This is a genomic window from Microcystis sp. M49636_WE2 (genome assembly GCF_030065375.1).
Taxonomy (GTDB): Bacteria; Cyanobacteriota; Cyanobacteriia; order Cyanobacteriales; family Microcystaceae; genus Microcystis; species Microcystis aeruginosa_C.
Map to the genome: position 1 here is coordinate 1 of NZ_JASJFG010001030.1, position 17,625 is coordinate 17,625.

The following is a 17,625-nucleotide window of genomic DNA, read 5'->3' on the forward strand; positions in this document are numbered from 1 at the left end:
ATGCTAACCTTGACCGCGCCAGAGAAGGACTGCGAATTATCGAAGAATGGTGTCGTTTTGGCTTAGATAATCCCGATTTAGCCCAAGAATGTAAAGAAATGCGCCATCAATTAGCTAGTTGGCACTCGATCGATCTTAAACGACATCGGGACACGGCCGGCGATATCGGCAGGGATTTAAGTCATCCCAGGGAAGAAATCCGGGAGACTGTCGAGGGACTGCTGCAAGCAAATCTGGCTCGCGTGCAGGAGGCTTTTAGGGTTTTAGAAGAATACGGTAAACTCTATGATCTAGAGCTAGGGATAGCCTGTAAACAGCTGCGCTATCGGGTTTATCAGCTAGAGAGTAAACTATTAATCTCTCCACCTCTGGAAAAACTGCAAGGATATCCCCTCTATCTAGTCACTTCTCCCGCCGAAAATCTGTTAGAAATCGTTGAATTAGCCCTAAAAGCAGGTTTAAAATTGGTGCAGTACCGCCATAAAACCGCCGCTGATACCATTCGTTTAGAAGAAGCTGCTAAACTCTGTGAGTTATGCCACCGTTACGATGCTTTATTTATTATGAACGATCGCGTCGATATTGCTAAGGCCGTTCATGCTGATGGTGTTCATCTCGGTCAACAGGATCTACCGATTTCCCTAGCGCGGCAATTTCTCGGCCCGACGGCAATTATCGGCCGGTCCACCACTAATCCCCAAGAGATGGCCAAAGCAATCCAAGAAAAGGCCGATTATGTGGGAGTTGGTCCAGTTTATGCCACCCCCACCAAAGCAGGAAAAACCCCGGCAGGATTGGAATATGTCCGTTATGCGCGGGAAAATTGCCCTTTACCCTGGTTTGCGATCGGTGGTATTGATAGTAATAACATTAAAGAGGTTTTAGAGGCAGGAGCGCAACGGGTGGCTGTAGTCCGGGCCATCATGGAAGCGCAGCACCCCGATGTGGTGACACAACAATTATTAACCCAATTAAAGTAGGGTGTGGGGAGGGGGAATTATGAATTATGAATTATGAATTATGAAGTGGGGTGTAGGGTGTAGGGTGTGGGGTGTGGGAATTATGAATTATGAATTATGAATTATGAAGTGGGGTGTAGGGTGTAGGGTGTAGGGTGTGGGGTGTGGGGAGAAAAAAGCTGTCTCCTGTCTCCTGTCTCCTAAATACTCCGATTAATTCATTTGTTCGTATCCAAATCCATGTCAGAAATAACCTTGCAAATCAACGGCAAAACTCAAACCTGTTTACCCGCAACTAAACTAGCGCAAATGCTAGAAAATTTGGGCATGAATCCTCGGTTAGTTGCAGTGGAATATAACGGGGAAATCCTCCATCGTCAGTATTGGGAAAACACGGAAATCAAGGAGGGGGATAAATTAGAAATTGTTACTATTGTCGGGGGGGGATAAAATAATCAACAATCGACACTTGAGGGAAAAAACTTGTTAGTTATCGGTTTAATGAGTGGCACATCGGTGGATGGCATCGATACCGCTTTAGTGGAGATTAGCGGTACGGTGGAATCTCCACAGGTGCAGTTATTAGCAGGGGAAACCTATCCCTATTCCCCCCGATTACGCGAGACAATTTTACAAGTCTGTGGGGGAGAAAAGCTATCTATTGAAGCTTTAGCCAGCTTAGATGATGATATCGCCGCAGAATTCGCCCGTGCCGCTTTAAATATCCAAAAAGAAGCCCCAAAAGCCCAATTAATCGGCAGTCACGGTCAAACCGTTTTTCATCGACCCCCTGCAAACGATCGCCTCGGTTACACGGTACAATTAGGACGGGGAGCAGCGATCGCAAAAATTACCCGTATCCCCACCATTAGTAATTTTCGCGCTGCCGATATCGCCCAAGCTGGTCACGGTGCGCCCCTAGTGCCGAAAATTGACGCTTATCTGCTTTCTCACCCCACCAAAGCCCGCTGCGTTCAAAATATCGGCGGTATTGGCAATTTAACCTATCTACCCCCCCGACAAACGGAAAATTGGCAGCAAAAAATTTTCGGTTGGGATACTGGACCGGGCAATGTCCTTATCGATTTGGCCGTACAATTTTTGAGCCAAGGCCAACAAACCTACGACCATAACGGTCAATGGTCGGCCCAGGGTCAACCCTGCTCGGAATTAGTTCATAAATGGCTACAGGAGCCTTATTTTCAACAATATCCCCCTAAATCCACCGGCAGAGAGTTATTTAGCCCCGCCTATCTAGCCCAATTGCGCGAGGATGCCCAAGCTTATTCCCTCAGTGATGCCGACTGGTTGGCTAGTTTAACCGATTTAACCGCCATTTCGATCGCTCACAGCTATCAAACCTTTTTGCCAGAAATGCCTGCGGAAGTGCTGCTCTGCGGTGGTGGCGCTCGTAATTCCTACCTGCGCCAACGACTCCTAGCACATTTGGGGTCAAATGTCAAGCTTTTGACCACCGATGAGGTAGGATTAAATAGCGATTTTAAAGAAGCGATCGCTTTTGCCCTTTTGGCCTATTGGCGCTGGCACAATTTCCCCGGTAATTTACCGCAAGTCACGGGGGCAAAAGCAGCGGTTTTATTGGGAGAAATTTACCTATGAGCAGCATCTATGAAATATTTTCAACAATTCAACGCCAAAGGGTCAGCGATGGGCAAATAGTGCCAATTTTAAGCGATTGTGCCGACTATAAACGTCTTTTAATTCTTGTTTGGCCGCAATTGGGAGATTTTGACAGTCTCGAATACGCTTGGTGGTTAGAAAAAGAGGCGGCCCTTTGGCAAAATGCTGGGATCACCATTCGTGCCATCGGTATCGGCGATCGCAATTCAGGTTTAAAATTCGCTGAATATACGAAATTTCGGCAAGATTGGCTTTTTGTTGACCCCAAAGCTGAATTACATAATTTATTGGGACTGTATCGCGGTTTATCGTTAAAATTACCCAGATTTTCCCCCGGTCAAAATGCTTGGTTAAATCTAATTTTGATGTGTGCGGGTGTGGGTAGTCCGGGGACTCTGGCCGAAGTGCTGCGGGGTTATCTTGGCGATCGCAAAGCCCCCCAATTAATTGCCGAGGAGGAAACAATACAAGCGCGGCCTTTACCACCTTTCCGGGGTTCCCTATTCAATCTTGCTGGGGGTCAAGGTTTTCAGCGACCTTTTGAATTAGCCACCCTGAGACTGCGTAATATGGGTCAAGTTTTGGGCAATTGGTCAACATATATCCCCGATAGTAGTTATCTCACCCAACGGGGAGGGACTTTTTTATTTGATAGTCAAGGAAAGTTACTCTATGAGCATCGAGATGGAGGTATCTTGGGCTTTGCTGAGAATATGAGTTATCCCCTCGCTTTTTTGCGGGATTAAGCTTTTTTCTTCTCCATATAGAGATTTTCGATTAAATGATACCAGTCCAAAATTTTAATCCTTTCCTGTTTCTCACCGATTTCAGGGAATAATTATCACAATAACCCTTTTGTAGGGCTTTTTGTTTCCCCATCGGGAATTATCATCTTACCTTGGCAGACCAGAACTGATGCACCACCCACAGAAACTTCCGTAATTTTACGGTTGTTTTTCTGGAACTTTAATTGTAAACTGCTGGGTCTGCCCATTTCCACTCCCTGGATTATCGTCCATTGATTCATCCCTTCCCTAGAAGATTCTAAGGCCCCTAGGTAGCCCGCTAAAGCGGCCACAGCCGAACCGGTGGCGGGGTCTTCCATAACTCCCAAACCGGGGGCAAACATTCGGCCATAGAGACGAGATTGGGGTGATTCTAGGTCAAAACAGCAGACAAAAAGGGAATTAGCGGGGGATTGTCCCAATAATGATGACCAGAGACTTAGATTTAGTTTTATTTTCCCTAAAATATCGCGATTTTTGACGGGGATGAATAAAAAAGGGAGACCACAGGAAAAAGCGCGGGGGGGATAACCGGGTAAGAAATCGGCAACGCTTAGGGAAAGAATCGCCGCTAAATCATCGAGAGCATAAGTATCCGTCACTAATTCGGGCAATTGTGCCACTTTTAACTCACTATAGACCGGTTTTTCCCCCTCCATGAGAATTTTTACCGGTACTAAACCGACTCCTTCCTCTAGATAAATCGTGGTTTCTCGGTAAGGGGGAATAGCACCGATTAGGGCTAAAATATAGGCCGTGCCGACGGTAGGATGGCCCGCAAAGGGTAATTCGGTACTGGGGGTAAAAATACGGACTTTTTTGCTGCCTTGGGGCGTTTCTGGCGGAAAAACGAAGACTGTCTCCGAGAAGTTAAATTCGGCGGCGATTTTTTGCATCTGGGTGCGGGTTAATCCAGATGCTTCCGGAAAAACCGCCAAGGGATTACCGCCAAAAATGCAATCGCTAAAAACATCGGCGGTATAGTAGGAATAGGTAGGCACGCGGGGGATAGGGCAACAGTTATCGGAGAATTTTTTGATCTTACAACTATTTTCACCTCTGACCGCCCCCCGGTTGTCTGTCTAGGGATAGATTCTCCTTGTCAGTCCTGTTGGTTTCTATTAAGAAATAATTAAAATACAGAGTTTTTCATAAAGATAAGGTATATCTTGAATCGTCTCGGAGTCTCCTATGGGAAAAACCACAAAGACACAAAGGACACAAAGATTGATCGCTCCTATATAAGTTAAACTCATAACACAAAGAATAAGAGAGCCTAACTGCTATAGACTCTACTACTTATTCGGTTCTAATCTGGCTAATAAACTGACTAACTTATCTCTGACGGAATTGTGGGTGTATTCGTCTTCAGGGTGAGGTTTTTGATGGGGTTGTTGAAAATAGGGACGTTCCCCGTATAATTGTCCCCATTTCACATCGACTCGGTGTACTAATTCATAGAGTAATTCTTGATTGTCTAAAATTTCTTCTAGGATTAACTGTAAAGCTTGAACGGGATTATCTAAATTTTGACTGACTTTTGTTAATTCTTCATCGACGATAAGCTGTAAAATTATCTGCAAAGCTCCCGAAGAATCACCTAAATGAGCGGCAATAAATTGTTTAATCTCTGTGGTAACTTGCACCAATTTGGGGACGGGAGATTCCCCTTTGAGGAAATCCGCCCCCTCTTGAGCGATAAAATCTGCTAGGGTAAACTCGCGCCTTTCGATGATATCTTGGGAAAAATCCGGTTCTTCAGGGGTCATAAATTAAAAATATTAGCGATAATAGACTCTAGGACTTATTGTGACATTTTTAGGAATATCTATGGGCATCGATCGCAGAGAGTTTCAGCAGCGTCGTCAGCAGGTAATGGAAAAAATCGGCAATGGAACCGCAATTTTTCGCAGTGCGCCCATGGCGGTCATGCACAATGACGTAGAATACACCTATCGTCAGGATAGTGACTTTTTTTACCTGACAGGATTTAATGAACCGGACGCGGTGGCGATTTTAGCACCCCATCACCCCGAACATCAGTTTATCCTGTTCGTACAGCCAAAAGACCCAGAAAAAGAAACCTGGACCGGCTATCTCCACGGTGTGGAAGGAGCAAAGGAGATTTTTGCTGCTGATGAGGCCTATTCTATCCAAGAATTGGACGAAAAATTACCGCAATATCTCGAAAAAGCCGAACGAATTTATTATCATCTCGGACGGGACAAAACTTTTAATACAAATGTTCTCAATCACTGGCAAAAATTAATCGCCACTTTTCCCCGTCGCGGCACTGGACCGACTGCTTTAGAAGATACTAATTTTATTCTCCATCCTTTGCGCTTGCTGAAAACCGCAGCCGAATTGGACAATATTCGCCAAGCAACTGCTATTTCAGCACAGGCACATAATCGGGCCAGAGAATTTACCAAAGTTGGTCACTATGAGTATCAAATTCAAGCGGAAATTGAGCATACTTTTCGTCTAGAAGGGGGTATGGGTCCTGCTTATCCTTCTATTGTTGCTAGTGGTGCTAATGCCTGTATTCTGCACTATATCAACAATAATCGCCAAGTACAAGAAAATGAGCTTTTGTTAATTGATGCCGGTTGTGCCTACAATTACTATAACGGTGATATTACCCGCACTTTTCCCGTTAATGGTAAATTTACCCCCGAACAAAAAATTATCTATGAAATTGTTCTGGAAGCTCAACTAAAGGCGATTGAAGTGGTAAAAACAGGTAATCCTTATAATCTTTTTCATGACACAGCCGTGAGGACAATTGTGGAGGGATTAGTAGATTTAGGGCTATTGGTCGGCGATATTGATGAGATAATTAAAGAGGAAAAATATAAGCCTTTTTATATGCACAGAACTGGTCATTGGTTAGGATTAGATGTCCATGATGCAGGAGGTTATAAAGTTAACGAAGAAACTTGGCAAAATTTGCAGCCCGGTCATGTTTTAACCGTGGAACCGGGTATTTATATCGCCCCCGATATTAAACCTGCTGAAGGACAGCCGGAAGTGCCGGAAAAATGGCGGGGTATCGGTATCCGTATCGAAGATGATGTGTTAGTTACTGCCACAGGAAATGAGGTTTTAACTGCAACAGTTCCCAAAAAAGTTGAGGATATCGAATCTGAGTAAAAAGCTAGGTGTTAAAAATTGTCAGTTCCCCCCTAACCCTAGGGTTGATTCATGGTAGGGTTGATTTATAGTAGGGTTGATTTATAGTAGGGTTGATTTATAGTAGGGTTGATTTATAGTAGGGTTGATTCATGAATCAACCCTACCCCCCTTAAGGAGATTCAGTTAAGTTTTTTCTAGAGATTATTATGGTTGTCACCAAAGAAAAATTATATACCTTTGCGGAATATTTAAATTATCGGGACTGCACGGATAATAAATACGAATTATTTAACGGAGAATTAATTTCTATGCCTCCTGCTAGTGGCTTTCATGCTTTGATACTTAGATATATATTTAAGGTGTTAGAAAGGGAAATAGAGAGGCTACAATTAGACTGGCAAGTTATGCCCGCTACGGTGGGAATTCGCACCGATAAAGCTAAATCGAGAATCCCAGACTTAATGATTTTAACTGCTGAACAATGTCAAGAGATTAGAAATATGACCACAGCAGTGATTGAATTTCCTCCCCTGTTAGTTGTAGAAATTGTTAGCCCCGGTAATGCCGATGATGACTACCGTTATAAGCGTTCAGAATACGCAGTGAGAGGCATTCCTGAATACTGGATTATCGATCCTATGTCCCTAAAAATATCGGTTTTAACCCTGATTTCGGGATTTTATGAACTGGCAGAATTTAATCAGGAAGATAGGATAATATCGGTGACATTTCCTGATTTAAAATTAACTCCTCAAATGGTCTTTGAATAGTAAAATCTCGGCTGGAGGTTATCATGATTGCTACCCAACAAAAAATATATACCTTTACAGAATATTTAAATTATCAGGACTCCACAGATAATAAGTACGAATTATTTAACGGAGAATTAATTTCCATGCCTCCCGCTAGTGGCTTTCATGCTTTAATTCTTGCCTTTCTTTATGATTATTTAATAGCAGAAATTAAAAGATTAAATCTCACTTGGAAAGTTATGCCTGCTACGGTGGGAATTCGCACCGATAAAGCTAAATCGAGAATCCCAGACTTAATGATTTTAACTGCTGAACAATGTCAAGAGATTAGAAATATGACCACAGCAGTGATTGAATTTCCTCCCCTCTTAGTTGTAGAAATTGTTAGCCCCGGTAATGCCGATGATGACTACCGTTATAAACGTTCAGAATATGCGGTAAGAGGCATTCCTGAATACTGGATTATCGATCCTATGTCCCTAAAAATATCGGTTTTAACCCTGATTTCGGGATTTTATGAACTAGCAGAATTTAATCAGGAAGATAGGATAATATCGGTGACATTTCCTGATTTAAAATTAACTCCTCAAATGGTTTTTGCACAGTAGCATTATTAACGATTATGACTATCCCCTTAGAAATCCAACAACGTTGCCAACAACTAAAAACAGAACTACAAAGGGCCAGTTATGCTTATTATGTTCTTGATGATCCTTTTATACCCGATAGCGTTTATGATCAACTTTATCGGGAATTAGAAGACATAGAAAAGCGTTATCCCCAATTAATCACCCCCGATAGTCCCACCCAAAGAGTCGGAGATAAAATCTCTAGTCAATTCGTTTCTGTCCGTCATAATATTCCCCTCTATAGTCTCGAAAATGCCTTTAACCTCGAAGAATTAAATAAATGGGGCAGCCGTTGGCAAAGATATGTAAATGAAACCCAAGACACGGAATATGTGTGTGAATTAAAAATCGATGGTTCCGCGTTAGCTTTAACCTACGAAAACGGCTTTTTAGTCAGAGGTGTTACTAGAGGGGATGGAGTCACTGGCGAAGATATTACCCCCAATGTGCGGACAATTCGCTCTATTCCTTTACGCTTAAATATAGACAATCCCCCGGCAATTGTGGAAGTGCGCGGCGAAGCTTTTTTACCCCTCGATACCTTCGATAAAATCAATCAAGAAAGAGAAGAAAAAGGGGAATCTCTCTTTGCTAATCCCCGCAATGCGGCAGCAGGAACCCTACGACAATTAGATCCGAAAATAGTTGATAAAAGACGCTTACAATTTTTTGCCTATACCCTGCATTTAGACGATAACCATATCACTACTCAATGGCAATCCTTAGATAGATTAGAAACCATGGGATTTCTGGTTAATCCCCACCGTCAACTCTGTCCATCCCTGCAAGAAGTGGCGCAATACTATCAAGATTGGCAAGAAAAACGTCATCAATTAGCCTACATGACCGATGGTGTCGTAGTCAAAATCAACGATTTACAGCGACAAAATCGGTTAGGATTCACCCAAAAATTCCCCAGGTGGGCCATCGCTTTAAAATATCCAGCCGAAGAAGTCCCCACGGTAGTTAAAGATATTATCGTCAATGTGGGACGCACCGGCGCAGTCACACCCATGGCGGTGATGGAACCAGTACAGGTAGCAGGAACCACCGTACAAAGGGCTACTTTACATAATAGCGATCGAGTGGCCGAATTAGATATCCGAGTCGGTGACACGGTAATTATCCGCAAAGCGGGGGAAATTATCCCGGAAGTGGTGAGAATCCTGCCAGAATTGCGTCCTCCCCAGACTTTACCCTTCCAGATGCCCACTAATTGCCCTGAATGTCAATCTCCCCTAGTCCGTCCGGTGGGGGAAGCGGTGACGCGCTGTGTTAATAGTTCCTGTCCGGCGATTTTGCGGGGAAGTGTAGTACATTGGGCCAGTCGCGATGCTCTCGATATCCGGGGATTAGGGGAAAAAGTGGTGATTTTGCTGATTGAACAGGGATTAGTTACCGCTATTTCTGACCTCTACAGCCTCGAAAAAACGGAAATTGCCAAATTAGACCGAATGGGCGAGAAATCCGCCTTAAATTTGATTACAGCTATGGCTCAAAGCAAAAATCAAAGCTGGTCGAGGGTACTTTATGGGCTAGGAATCCGCTATGTGGGCAGTGTTAACGCCAAAATTCTCGCCGAAAGTTTTCGGACAGTGGAGGAGTTAGCTAACGCCAGCGTGACTAATTTAGCCTCTGTCTATGGTATCGGTGAAGAAATCGCTCAATCGGTCTATGATTGGTTTAGAATCGCCGCTAATCGGGATTTAGTCGCTAAATTACAGGCAGCGGGTTTACAATTTGCCGCAGCAGCAAAAACCACCACCACAAAAGCGACTTTAGCAGGGAAAACCTTTGTCATTACTGGCACTTTACCAACTCTCAAACGGGAGGAAGCGAAAGAATTAATCGAAAAAGCCGGGGGGAAAGTGACGGGTTCTGTCAGCAAAAAAACTGATTATTTAGTGCTAGGAGAAGCGGCTGGTTCTAAGCTAGAAAAAGCCCTAGAATTGGGCATTACTCAGCTAACTGAAGCACAATTACTCGAATTAATCGGGGATTAAATATAATTATTTGACGTTAAAAAGACTTGTTCTGAGAAAATATTGCAGAAGCAAAGTTAAATAATTTTACATACCATTTAGAGGCAAATGTAATTGTTTATATTCTATAGAGGAGTTAATCTTATGAGAGCTTTTATCTCGTGGTATAGTTAATGTATTATATCTTCCCTTTTCTAGCAATCGAGTAAAAGTAAGCCAAGAAATCACCCTAGAACGATAATCTCTAAGGGTTTTATCTTTGGGTCGTTTACCAGAAGTAGAAGTACAGATACTAGCAATAATTTCTTCTACTCGCCAGGGGGTTATTGACTTATGAATTTCTAATTCTTTATAGATTTCTTGTATAAGAATATGTTTTTTGAGGGCGAATGATAAATATTGAGAAATATCATCTTCTCCTTTACCTATAAGCTCTCTTGCCGCTAAGATTTTTTTCTCATGATTGATGAATATCATGTCAAAATTTTCCAAATCCCAAATAAGACTATTAATTGTTGTGTCTCTTCGTTCTAATTTTTGCTTAAGTTCTTTTTTGGTTATACCTTTGTAGCCACTTGTTTGAATTATTTTTAATGCTTCGATTACTGTAGTAATTGAATTTCGTACCATATAAGTTGATAAGGAAGGTTTATCTACTAGAAATTCTAAACTTAGAGATAAAGTTAGCTGTTCGTATTTGGGTTTGTAATTATTATGCTCTTGTTTTAGTAAAAGGTTACATTCATAACGAGTAATAAAGTTTTTTACCGACCAAAGAGATAAATTTTGTTTAGTAAAGACATATTTTTGGGGAGATTGAGTAATAATTGCATCAACTGGTATGGCCAAACCACACTCTACTTCGATGGCTGATTCAATATCTGAATCGTATTGACGCGCATTCTGAAAAATAGTAGGTGAACCTTCACAGATATGAAATCTAGACTCCAGAAGATTAATCAATTTATCAGCATCTTTTGATGAATTCATACTGCTCAGGGTATAAACCCTTTGAACGCACGGCCTAGTTATATAAAAAATTATTTCTTGAGATTGATGGGGACTTTTAATAACCTCCCAAAGCTTCCTACCCGACTCACATGATTTATTACCTGTACGATTAAGCAATATTTCTGTGATTAAATCTTGGTCAATTAAAACTTTCATTAGTTACACTCCTCTCTACTGATATATTCGGAGTTAACTTTTTTTTCTATTACTTCAACAGGATTTTCAGTACCCATAAGTTTAAATAAATCATCTATTTCTGGGATATTTGGATGAGTAAAACTATCCAGATCTACTGAAGTATTATCGATTAACCCAGCAACAGCATTAAGATAATCATTAAGTTCCATTTTGTGAGCTTGGGCAAATAAATTAAGGGTTTCTACCTTTGTTCCTTCTCCCTGTTCAATGCGTCTCACTTGACGCTCGGATACTCCTATAATATCTGATTGTCGCAGTTGATGCTGTTTGCGTAAAGAGGCAATCGCTCGACCAAAAATCTGATCATGTTTTAATTTAATCGCTGCAAACTTTTGTTTTGCTACTGGTTCAATCACACTCAAAAAAGCCTCTACATCAAGATGAATGTCCACGACTGGCCAATGAATATAACTACCATCTTCTGCTATAATAAACTTCTCTCTTTCTTCTAGAGGAATACGCTGTAAAGCTGGCATAGATGCAAAGGGAATTTCTAGCTCATTGAGATCACAGCGACTGATTAATAAACTTTCCCCAATAACTAAAGCTGTGGCGATTAAATGCTCTTGCGCTCCCCAAATCCAAGCATTAATTACCCTTGTGGGTAAAGTAAAATCTCGATAAACGAGGGTATTTCGCAGGGTGCGTAAATTGGCCCGTTTAAATAGTTGCGGCAAGCAGATAGAATCAATGTCTGCTCGGATAAAAAGACCTCGCAGATGATGTTTATCATTAGCATTTCTGGCAATATCTGACACTGCTTTTAAACTGGTCAAAGAAGTACAAATAAAGATGTTTTTTAAAGAATCAATATTCTTTAAATCTGGTAAAGAAAGAATCTGCACAGATTGAGACTCTGGCAAGAAATTATAAATTTCTTTATCCTCAATTATAACAGTAATTTCTGGCTTATTTAACATGATTAATTCCCCTGCGTACAGACTTTTGCCTCCCATTCAATCAGGAGTGTAGAACGATTGGCTAAAACGTGGTCGAGTATTTGCTTTTTTTCCTTACTAGATATTTTGGCATTGGCGGGCCATTTCACCTGAAAATTTAGACCATTTTCTTGATTACAAAGTAAGAAAAAAACTCTAATTTCCCATTGGCCCGGTTTACGAACATGAAAATGAGGTGGCCAATGATCGTGAGAATTGAAAAACAGATCTAAGCCATCTAAATTAAAGGATTCCACCTTGCCCAAATCTTCACCTCGCCTACCTCAACTCTGGTCACTTAATGCTATTATACACTTAACCAGACATTTTGTCCTTAAATTCTGAAATATAATGTCTGCTTAACCTAGAACGATCAAAGCGTTAGATTAGAAAGAGTCCTTTTTTGAGAGATATTTAAACCTGATGGTCTGGCCTTTTAAACCGAAAACCCGCAAACAAATCGCTCGAATAGAAATTACAGGTGCAATTGCCTCCGATACCCGCCAAAGAGTCTTAAAAGCCCTAGAAATCGTCAAAGAAAGGCAATATCCCGCCCTACTTCTCCGCATTGACTCCCCCGGGGGAACCGTGGGGGATTCCCAAGAAATTTATGAAGCATTGAAGCGGTTACAAAAAACCACGAAAATAATCGCTAGTTTTGGCAATATTTCCGCCTCTGGCGGCGTTTATATCGGTATGGGGGCTAATTATATTATGGCTAACCCCGGCACGATTACCGGCTCGATCGGTGTTATCCTGAGAGGGAACAATCTGGAAAGATTGTTGGATAAGGTGGGAGTTTCGTTTAAAGTGATTAAATCGGGACCCTATAAAGATATTCTCTCCTTCGATCGAGAATTAACTGATGAAGAAGAAAGAATTCTCCAAGATATGATCGATACCAGTTATCAGCAATTTCTGCAAACCGTCGCCGGAGCGAGAAATTTAGATGTCAATCAGGTGAAAAGTTTTGCCGATGGGCGCATTTTTACCGGTCAACAGGCGTTAGAATTAGGAGTGGTCGATCGCTTGGGAACCGAGGAAGATGCCCGACTTTGGGCGCTAGAATTGGCAGGATTACCCCCAGATAAAACTAAATGTCAGACTATCGAAGAACCGAAACCCCTCCTCAGTCGTCTGACGGGCAATCGTTCCCAAATACCCCTAGGATTACAAAAAACCCTACAGCGTCTAGAATTTGAATTGGAAGTTAACGGACAACTATTGTGGTTATACCGCCCCTGATGGCTAGATTAAAGTCGAGAAAAAGGGCGCGTTAACCCCTAAAATTGACTCATCAGGATTAGCGGAGGATGACAATCGTGCAGTGGAAGGTTCGAGCCATTCGGGGAGCGACGACAGTAACGGTTAATACTATTGAAGCTATACGAGAAGCAGTAACAGAACTCCTCGAAGCGATCGAAATTCACAATAGTCTCGATCCCGATGATATTGTTAGTATTATCTTTACGGCAACTCAGGATTTAGACGCGATTTTCCCCGCTGCTATCGCTCGCGAACGTCCCCATTGGCAAAATGTCCCCCTCCTCGATGTGCAACAGATGCAGGTCGCTGGTAGTCTGGACAAGTGTATTCGGGTAATTCTCCACGTTAATACTCCCAAACTACAAGGGGAAATGCAGCACGTCTATCTGCAAGGGGCGAAAAATCTTCGCCCCGATTGGCAGATTTCTCCAGTAACTATTAATCCCTAAAATCTTCGATAACTGACTAAATCCCCATTTCCGACAGCCAACTCAAAATTAATTGATTAACTTTTTCGGGATGTTCATCGTGGGGACAGTGACCAGCTTTGGCAATCGGATAAAATTGGGTATTATTTCCCATTTTAGCTCTTTCTTGGTAAATTACCGAACCGGCGATCGGTGTCCAAGGGTCATCCTCTCCCCAGAGTACCAATAAAGGGCGATCGATTGGCGGTAATAATTCCTGGGGAGAAGGTCCGGGGGGTGCCGTCAACACCGATGCAAACACTCCCCACGCACCCGCATCACAGGAGGGTTGATAGAGAATTTCGACTAATTCCTCGGTAATCGCGGTATGGTCGCGATAAACTTGTTTTAAGGTGTTACGGATGCGATTTTTCTGCCTTACCTGTTCAAAAATAAACTTTCCTGTCACGGGAGAACTAACTAAACCGGTAAAGGCAGCCATGATTAAACGCAGCGGAAAATTTAATTCTTCGGGACGATGGTTTAATCCCCCGGCACAGTTGATAATTACGCCTCCGGCAGTGATTTCGGGAGATTCTGCCATCAGCATTAAGGTAATCAGTCCCCCGATGGAATTACCGATAAATACCGTCGGTTTTGCGATTTTTTCCCGCCAAAAGTCTTGTATTTGCCGCTGCCAAAGGTTGAGACTATAATCTAAAGCGGGCTTATCCGCACCCCCAAATCCCAAAAGATCTAGGGCATAGACTTGATAGCCATTTTCCGCTAAAACGGGGATATTTTTGCGCCAATGACCGATAGATGCCCCAAAACCGTGAATTAATACTAGGGGTTGTCCTTCTCCCCGCACAGTGTAGGGGATGGTGTGACCTTGCCATGTCCAAGACAATTGCTCTAAGCTAGTCGCAGTGATTGGAGATTGTAGCGCCATTGTATGAAGTTTTATTAAGTGATATTTAAATTATAGAGTAAAAATCAGTCGAGAATTTATGCCACAACGCCAGACTTTTACCAATAACTCGATGGAAATTTCCTATTTACAATGGAGCGATCGAGGTATACCTCTATTATTATTGCACGGCATGGCGGATCATGCTTTGGTTTGGTCAAGCTTGGGCGATTATTTAAGCTCAAATTATCAAGTTATTGCCCCAGATTTGCGGGGACATGGGGAAAGCGGTAAACCGGCAACGGGTTATCACTTTCAGGATTATATCGGCGATTTAAGGGCTTTAATTAATCATTTAGGTTGGACGCAAGCACATATTTTAGGTCATTCTTGGAGTGCTAAAATAGCGGCAATTTGGGCAACTAAACAGCCGGAAGTATTTAAGAGTTTAATTTTAGTCGATCCCTTTTTTATCGATAAAATGCCTAGTTGGATGAGGATAACTTTTCCAATTCTCTATCAAGTTTTGCCCTTTTTAAAGATTACTCGTTCCTTTGATAGTTATCAGAGCATAGAAGCGATCGCTCGTCAATTAAAACAATATAAAGGTTGGTCAAATTTACAGCAAGAGGTGTTTAAAAATGCCATCGAACAAAAAGCGGATGGCAGTTGGAGCAGTAAATTTACTTTATCGGCACGCGGGGAAATTTTTGAGGATGTCATGGGGTTTGCTGGATTAACTAAAGCTTTAGATATTCCCAGTTTATTGATCCTTCCTCAACAGGGATTAAATCGCACTGCTTGGCAAATTCAATCCTATAAAAAGTATTTAAAGTCTCTAGAAATTAAAAAGATACCGGGTAATCATTGGGCATTTTTAGGGGAACCTGAAACTTTTAATCAAGCGGTGGCCGAATTTTTATCTGTTCGGGAAAATGACGATGTTTAATTAGAAGGTAATTGAGCTAATTTTAAGCTGGATTACGCTGCCCTAAGTAGGTAGGTATTAAAAACTTTCAGGCGCCCCCCTTATCAAGGGGGGATTAAGGGGGGATCGGCACCCCCCTTATCAAGGGGGGCAGGGGGGATCAAACCTAAAATCCATTTTTAATTTAATTATAACTAGCTACTTAACACCCTAGGTTGATATAAATTTCCTCGGCAATATTTCTGCTACCTCCGGACTCTCCCACTCTAATTTTGCCATTCTCTAAACATCTGTGTAAATAACGAGAATCTGCCAAAATATCGATAATTTTAACGGCAGCATTTTTAAATAAATTTACCTCCGTGGGTTTCTGTCCAATAGTTATCACCGATTCCCCTAATAAGCGCATTTGTGCCTCAGCAAAAGGGTAGGTAAATTGGGGACCAAATCCGGGTATTTGTAGGACGGGTTTTCCTAATCCTACCGCTTGTTCTACTGCTGTCCCCGCCATGGCTAAACAAGCGTCACAATGGTGTAGAATATCGGCAAAAGCATCACGATAACAGCACAATAAAGCCCCATTTTTCTCTAATTTTCCCGCTCCTAAATAATGCCATCCCTCTTGTTTAGCCAAATTTTCTAAGTCGGTTTCTCTGATGCTAGGAATGATAGCAGCCCGAAACTGCATCGGTTTAATTTTAACTATTTCCTCACAGACTTGTAACTGTAAAGCTAAATTACTCAAAGCTTCGGGTAAACGACTCCCCGCTAATAAAGCAATCATGGGAATTTGACTATCTAATTCTAAATCTTTACCCGTTGGTGTTAACACATCCATAATTGGATAACCAGCAAAAATCGCTTTTTTAATACCCCGATTTTCTAAATCTGTTGCTGTATATTTATCCCTAGTAAAAACCCTTAAACACTTGTCTGATCTTAAACATAATTCTGTCAGTAAAGGTAATTTAATTGTACCTTCGTAATAACTGGAAGTAGAAACAATAAAAGCCACAAAAGGACGACCAGTTAAACGAGAGATCGCAATCGGCACAATATCCCCCACTGCTATCAATAAATCACAATTCTTGCTAACTTTAAAAGCTGCTTGAATTTGTTTAATAGTTAGACCGATTAATCCCGCGGCAATATCTTTAATCCAATTAAAAGGATTAGTATAAATAATTCCCCCCGATGGCATAGTGGCAGTGGGTGCAATAATTGGTACTGGCAATTTTTGATAAGCTTTTCCCTCTCCCACTAAAGGCAAAGCAGCTATAGATAATTGGGGCTGAATTTTTTGTAATTCCCCCACAATTAAACTAGCATTTAAATCCTCGCCATGACCATTACTAAGAAATAAAACCTGTTTAAGCATCGATTTGGTATCCTCTCTATTCCCTTGCTGCCAAAGAAACCGCCACCGTCACCGATTTTGCTTCTATTTGCTTGCTGACTAGCAAAGTCTCGCCCATTTTTAAAGCGGCAGCTTCGGCGACGCTAGGGGTTCCCCCTTGCTTGTTGACAATAGCTGAGGGATTGGGGACATTAATATCTCTCAACTCCTCGGCAGTAAAAGTTTTTAGGGGCAATCCTTTCTCCTGACAGTAGGTAATTAAACCCCGTTCATCAGCTTTGATGTCAAGGGTGGCGATACCAGCAATAGCGGCTAAAGAGAGGTGATAACGCTGAAAAACAGCCCTAATTGCCCTATCTATGACCGCTTTCTCCGTCCCACGGATGCAACCTATGCCTAGCCATAATACTCGTCCATGGCATTGCACTTTTGCCCCGGAAGAATCGGCGGGTGAGTGGAAAGCAGGGGAAGCGCCAGTCATCATCGGTGTTGCCTCTAATTGTTGCGGGATTAGGGTTGCCAACGGGGAGAATCACCTTGGGGCTGTTTAGTTAGGGTTTGCGGCAAAAAGTTTTTCCGGGGGGTAGGGTGTGGGGTGTGGGGTGTGGGGTTTTACCAGTTTTGAGGTGGCCAATTACCTAATTTTCAGGGAAAAAGTGCCTAAATTTCCCCCCGATCACTCCCATATCCAGTACTTTTTGATTGACAAAAGGTCTAAAAGTCTTAC

General features: G+C 42.1%; 20 protein-coding genes. 11 read left to right on the forward strand and 9 right to left on the reverse strand.

What is annotated here, in order from left to right; all coding sequences use genetic code 11:
* The 4 genes from PX484_RS23600 to PX484_RS23615 form a co-directional block, all read left to right on the forward strand.
* Positions 1 to 980, forward strand: a 980-nt coding sequence (locus PX484_RS23600) for a thiamine phosphate synthase (protein WP_288105844.1), incomplete at its 5' end; no start/stop codon positions are given.
* A gap of 219 nt (positions 981 to 1,199) precedes the next feature.
* The gene (gene thiS, locus PX484_RS23605; protein ID WP_002800362.1) at positions 1,200 to 1,409 is read left to right on the forward strand and encodes a sulfur carrier protein ThiS; all 210 of its coding nucleotides are present in this window, start codon (positions 1,200 to 1,202) and stop codon (positions 1,407 to 1,409) included.
* A 33-nt stretch (positions 1,410 to 1,442) separates the two neighbouring features.
* Complete coding sequence (locus tag PX484_RS23610; protein ID WP_409772250.1) at positions 1,443 to 2,579, forward strand: anhydro-N-acetylmuramic acid kinase; 1,137 nt, start codon at positions 1,443 to 1,445, stop codon at positions 2,577 to 2,579.
* Complete coding sequence (locus PX484_RS23615; protein WP_002800364.1) at positions 2,576 to 3,346, forward strand: peroxiredoxin-like family protein; 771 nt, start codon at positions 2,576 to 2,578, stop codon at positions 3,344 to 3,346. The genes PX484_RS23610 and PX484_RS23615 overlap by 4 nt, the downstream gene beginning before the upstream one ends.
* 95 nt (positions 3,347 to 3,441) lie before the next feature.
* Here PX484_RS23615 and PX484_RS23620 read toward each other — a convergent pair whose 3' ends face one another.
* The 3 genes from PX484_RS23620 to PX484_RS23630 all read right to left on the reverse strand — a co-directional run bounded on the left by PX484_RS23620 (position 3,442) and on the right by PX484_RS23630 (position 5,154).
* Positions 3,442 to 4,386: a PhzF family phenazine biosynthesis protein gene (locus PX484_RS23620; RefSeq protein WP_287767101.1), complete on the reverse strand. Its 945-nt coding sequence runs from the start codon at positions 4,384 to 4,386 to the stop codon at positions 3,442 to 3,444.
* Between the two features lie 120 nt (positions 4,387 to 4,506).
* Positions 4,507 to 4,641: a hypothetical protein gene (locus PX484_RS23625; protein WP_002800366.1), complete on the reverse strand. Its 135-nt coding sequence runs from the start codon at positions 4,639 to 4,641 to the stop codon at positions 4,507 to 4,509.
* Between the two features lie 39 nt (positions 4,642 to 4,680).
* Positions 4,681 to 5,154 (reverse strand): hypothetical protein, encoded by a 474-nt coding sequence (locus PX484_RS23630; protein WP_002800369.1) that lies wholly within the window; start codon positions 5,152 to 5,154, stop codon positions 4,681 to 4,683.
* Between the two features lie 61 nt (positions 5,155 to 5,215).
* On the opposite strand from PX484_RS23630, the gene PX484_RS23635 reads away from it, so the two are divergent.
* The 4 genes from PX484_RS23635 to ligA all read left to right on the forward strand — a co-directional run bounded on the left by PX484_RS23635 (position 5,216) and on the right by ligA (position 9,904).
* The gene (locus tag PX484_RS23635; protein ID WP_287667521.1) at positions 5,216 to 6,538 is read left to right on the forward strand and encodes an aminopeptidase P N-terminal domain-containing protein; all 1,323 of its coding nucleotides are present in this window, start codon (positions 5,216 to 5,218) and stop codon (positions 6,536 to 6,538) included.
* A 188-nt stretch (positions 6,539 to 6,726) separates the two neighbouring features.
* On the forward strand, positions 6,727 to 7,290 hold the full coding sequence (locus PX484_RS23640) for a Uma2 family endonuclease (RefSeq protein ID WP_288105851.1): 564 nt from the start codon (positions 6,727 to 6,729) through the stop codon (positions 7,288 to 7,290).
* A 23-nt stretch (positions 7,291 to 7,313) separates the two neighbouring features.
* Entirely contained in the window at positions 7,314 to 7,880 is a 567-nt protein-coding gene (locus PX484_RS23645; RefSeq protein ID WP_288105854.1) for a Uma2 family endonuclease, read from the forward strand.
* Between the two features lie 14 nt (positions 7,881 to 7,894).
* On the forward strand, positions 7,895 to 9,904 hold the full coding sequence (gene ligA, locus PX484_RS23650; protein ID WP_287767103.1) for an NAD-dependent DNA ligase LigA: 2,010 nt from the start codon (positions 7,895 to 7,897) through the stop codon (positions 9,902 to 9,904).
* Between the two features lie 66 nt (positions 9,905 to 9,970).
* On the opposite strand, the gene PX484_RS23655 is transcribed toward ligA, so the two are convergent.
* Genes PX484_RS23655 through PX484_RS23665 form a run of 3 tightly spaced genes read right to left on the reverse strand, consistent with a single transcriptional unit; the run spans position 9,971 to position 12,287 of the window.
* Positions 9,971 to 11,050, reverse strand: a complete 1,080-nt coding sequence (locus tag PX484_RS23655) for a hypothetical protein (protein WP_287767105.1) — start codon at positions 11,048 to 11,050, stop codon at positions 9,971 to 9,973.
* The gene (locus PX484_RS23660; RefSeq protein WP_287767107.1) at positions 11,050 to 12,012 is read right to left on the reverse strand and encodes a DUF2442 domain-containing protein; all 963 of its coding nucleotides are present in this window, start codon (positions 12,010 to 12,012) and stop codon (positions 11,050 to 11,052) included. The genes PX484_RS23655 and PX484_RS23660 overlap by 1 nt, the downstream gene beginning before the upstream one ends.
* Positions 12,013 to 12,014: 2 nt before the next feature.
* On the reverse strand, positions 12,015 to 12,287 hold the full coding sequence (locus tag PX484_RS23665) for a DUF4160 domain-containing protein (protein WP_254066512.1): 273 nt from the start codon (positions 12,285 to 12,287) through the stop codon (positions 12,015 to 12,017).
* 166 nt (positions 12,288 to 12,453) lie between these two features.
* Between PX484_RS23665 and sppA the strand changes: the two genes are divergently transcribed.
* Positions 12,454 to 13,275, forward strand: a complete 822-nt coding sequence (sppA, locus tag PX484_RS23670; protein ID WP_004163622.1) for a signal peptide peptidase SppA — start codon at positions 12,454 to 12,456, stop codon at positions 13,273 to 13,275.
* A gap of 68 nt (positions 13,276 to 13,343) precedes the next feature.
* Entirely contained in the window at positions 13,344 to 13,745 is a 402-nt protein-coding gene (gene aroH, locus PX484_RS23675; protein ID WP_004163623.1) for a chorismate mutase, read from the forward strand.
* 16 nt (positions 13,746 to 13,761) lie between these two features.
* On the opposite strand, the gene PX484_RS23680 is transcribed toward aroH, so the two are convergent.
* Positions 13,762 to 14,655 carry an alpha/beta fold hydrolase gene (locus PX484_RS23680; protein WP_287671116.1) on the reverse strand — a complete coding sequence of 298 codons (894 nt, stop codon included), beginning with the start codon at positions 14,653 to 14,655 and terminating at the stop codon, positions 13,762 to 13,764.
* 58 nt (positions 14,656 to 14,713) lie between these two features.
* Between PX484_RS23680 and PX484_RS23685 the strand changes: the two genes are divergently transcribed.
* Entirely contained in the window at positions 14,714 to 15,562 is an 849-nt protein-coding gene (locus tag PX484_RS23685) for an alpha/beta fold hydrolase (protein ID WP_287767110.1), read from the forward strand.
* 181 nt (positions 15,563 to 15,743) lie between these two features.
* On the opposite strand, the gene PX484_RS23690 is transcribed toward PX484_RS23685, so the two are convergent.
* A complete protein-coding gene (locus PX484_RS23690) occupies positions 15,744 to 16,919 on the reverse strand; it encodes a lipid-A-disaccharide synthase-related protein (RefSeq protein WP_287767112.1) in 1,176 nt (391 codons plus the stop codon).
* A 16-nt stretch (positions 16,920 to 16,935) separates the two neighbouring features.
* On the reverse strand, positions 16,936 to 17,379 hold the full coding sequence (locus PX484_RS23695; RefSeq protein WP_287767127.1) for a cobalamin biosynthesis protein: 444 nt from the start codon (positions 17,377 to 17,379) through the stop codon (positions 16,936 to 16,938).
* Positions 17,380 to 17,625: the final 246 nt, after the last annotated feature.

Excerpts from the sequence above, each read along its gene's own strand:
- thiS (WP_002800362.1), top strand. The coding sequence starts at position 1,200 with ATGTCAGAAATAACCTTGCAAATCAACGGCAAAACTCAAACCTGTTTA.
- PX484_RS23615 (WP_002800364.1), top strand. The coding sequence starts at position 2,576 with ATGAGCAGCATCTATGAAATATTTTCAACAATTCAACGCCAAAGGGTC.
- PX484_RS23625 (WP_002800366.1), bottom strand. The coding sequence starts at position 4,641 with ATGAGTTTAACTTATATAGGAGCGATCAATCTTTGTGTCCTTTGTGTC.
- PX484_RS23630 (WP_002800369.1), bottom strand. The coding sequence starts at position 5,154 with ATGACCCCTGAAGAACCGGATTTTTCCCAAGATATCATCGAAAGGCGC.
- PX484_RS23635 (WP_287667521.1), top strand. The coding sequence starts at position 5,216 with ATGGGCATCGATCGCAGAGAGTTTCAGCAGCGTCGTCAGCAGGTAATG.
- PX484_RS23640 (WP_288105851.1), top strand. The coding sequence starts at position 6,727 with ATGGTTGTCACCAAAGAAAAATTATATACCTTTGCGGAATATTTAAAT.
- PX484_RS23645 (WP_288105854.1), top strand. The coding sequence starts at position 7,314 with ATGATTGCTACCCAACAAAAAATATATACCTTTACAGAATATTTAAAT.
- ligA (WP_287767103.1), top strand. The coding sequence starts at position 7,895 with ATGACTATCCCCTTAGAAATCCAACAACGTTGCCAACAACTAAAAACA.
- PX484_RS23655 (WP_287767105.1), bottom strand. The coding sequence starts at position 11,050 with ATGAAAGTTTTAATTGACCAAGATTTAATCACAGAAATATTGCTTAAT.
- PX484_RS23660 (WP_287767107.1), bottom strand. The coding sequence starts at position 12,012 with ATGTTAAATAAGCCAGAAATTACTGTTATAATTGAGGATAAAGAAATT.
- sppA (WP_004163622.1), top strand. The coding sequence starts at position 12,454 with ATGGTCTGGCCTTTTAAACCGAAAACCCGCAAACAAATCGCTCGAATA.
- aroH (WP_004163623.1), top strand. The coding sequence starts at position 13,344 with ATGACAATCGTGCAGTGGAAGGTTCGAGCCATTCGGGGAGCGACGACA.
- PX484_RS23680 (WP_287671116.1), bottom strand. The coding sequence starts at position 14,655 with ATGGCGCTACAATCTCCAATCACTGCGACTAGCTTAGAGCAATTGTCT.
- PX484_RS23685 (WP_287767110.1), top strand. The coding sequence starts at position 14,714 with ATGCCACAACGCCAGACTTTTACCAATAACTCGATGGAAATTTCCTAT.
- PX484_RS23690 (WP_287767112.1), bottom strand. The coding sequence starts at position 16,919 with ATGCTTAAACAGGTTTTATTTCTTAGTAATGGTCATGGCGAGGATTTA.
- PX484_RS23695 (WP_287767127.1), bottom strand. The coding sequence starts at position 17,379 with ATGACTGGCGCTTCCCCTGCTTTCCACTCACCCGCCGATTCTTCCGGG.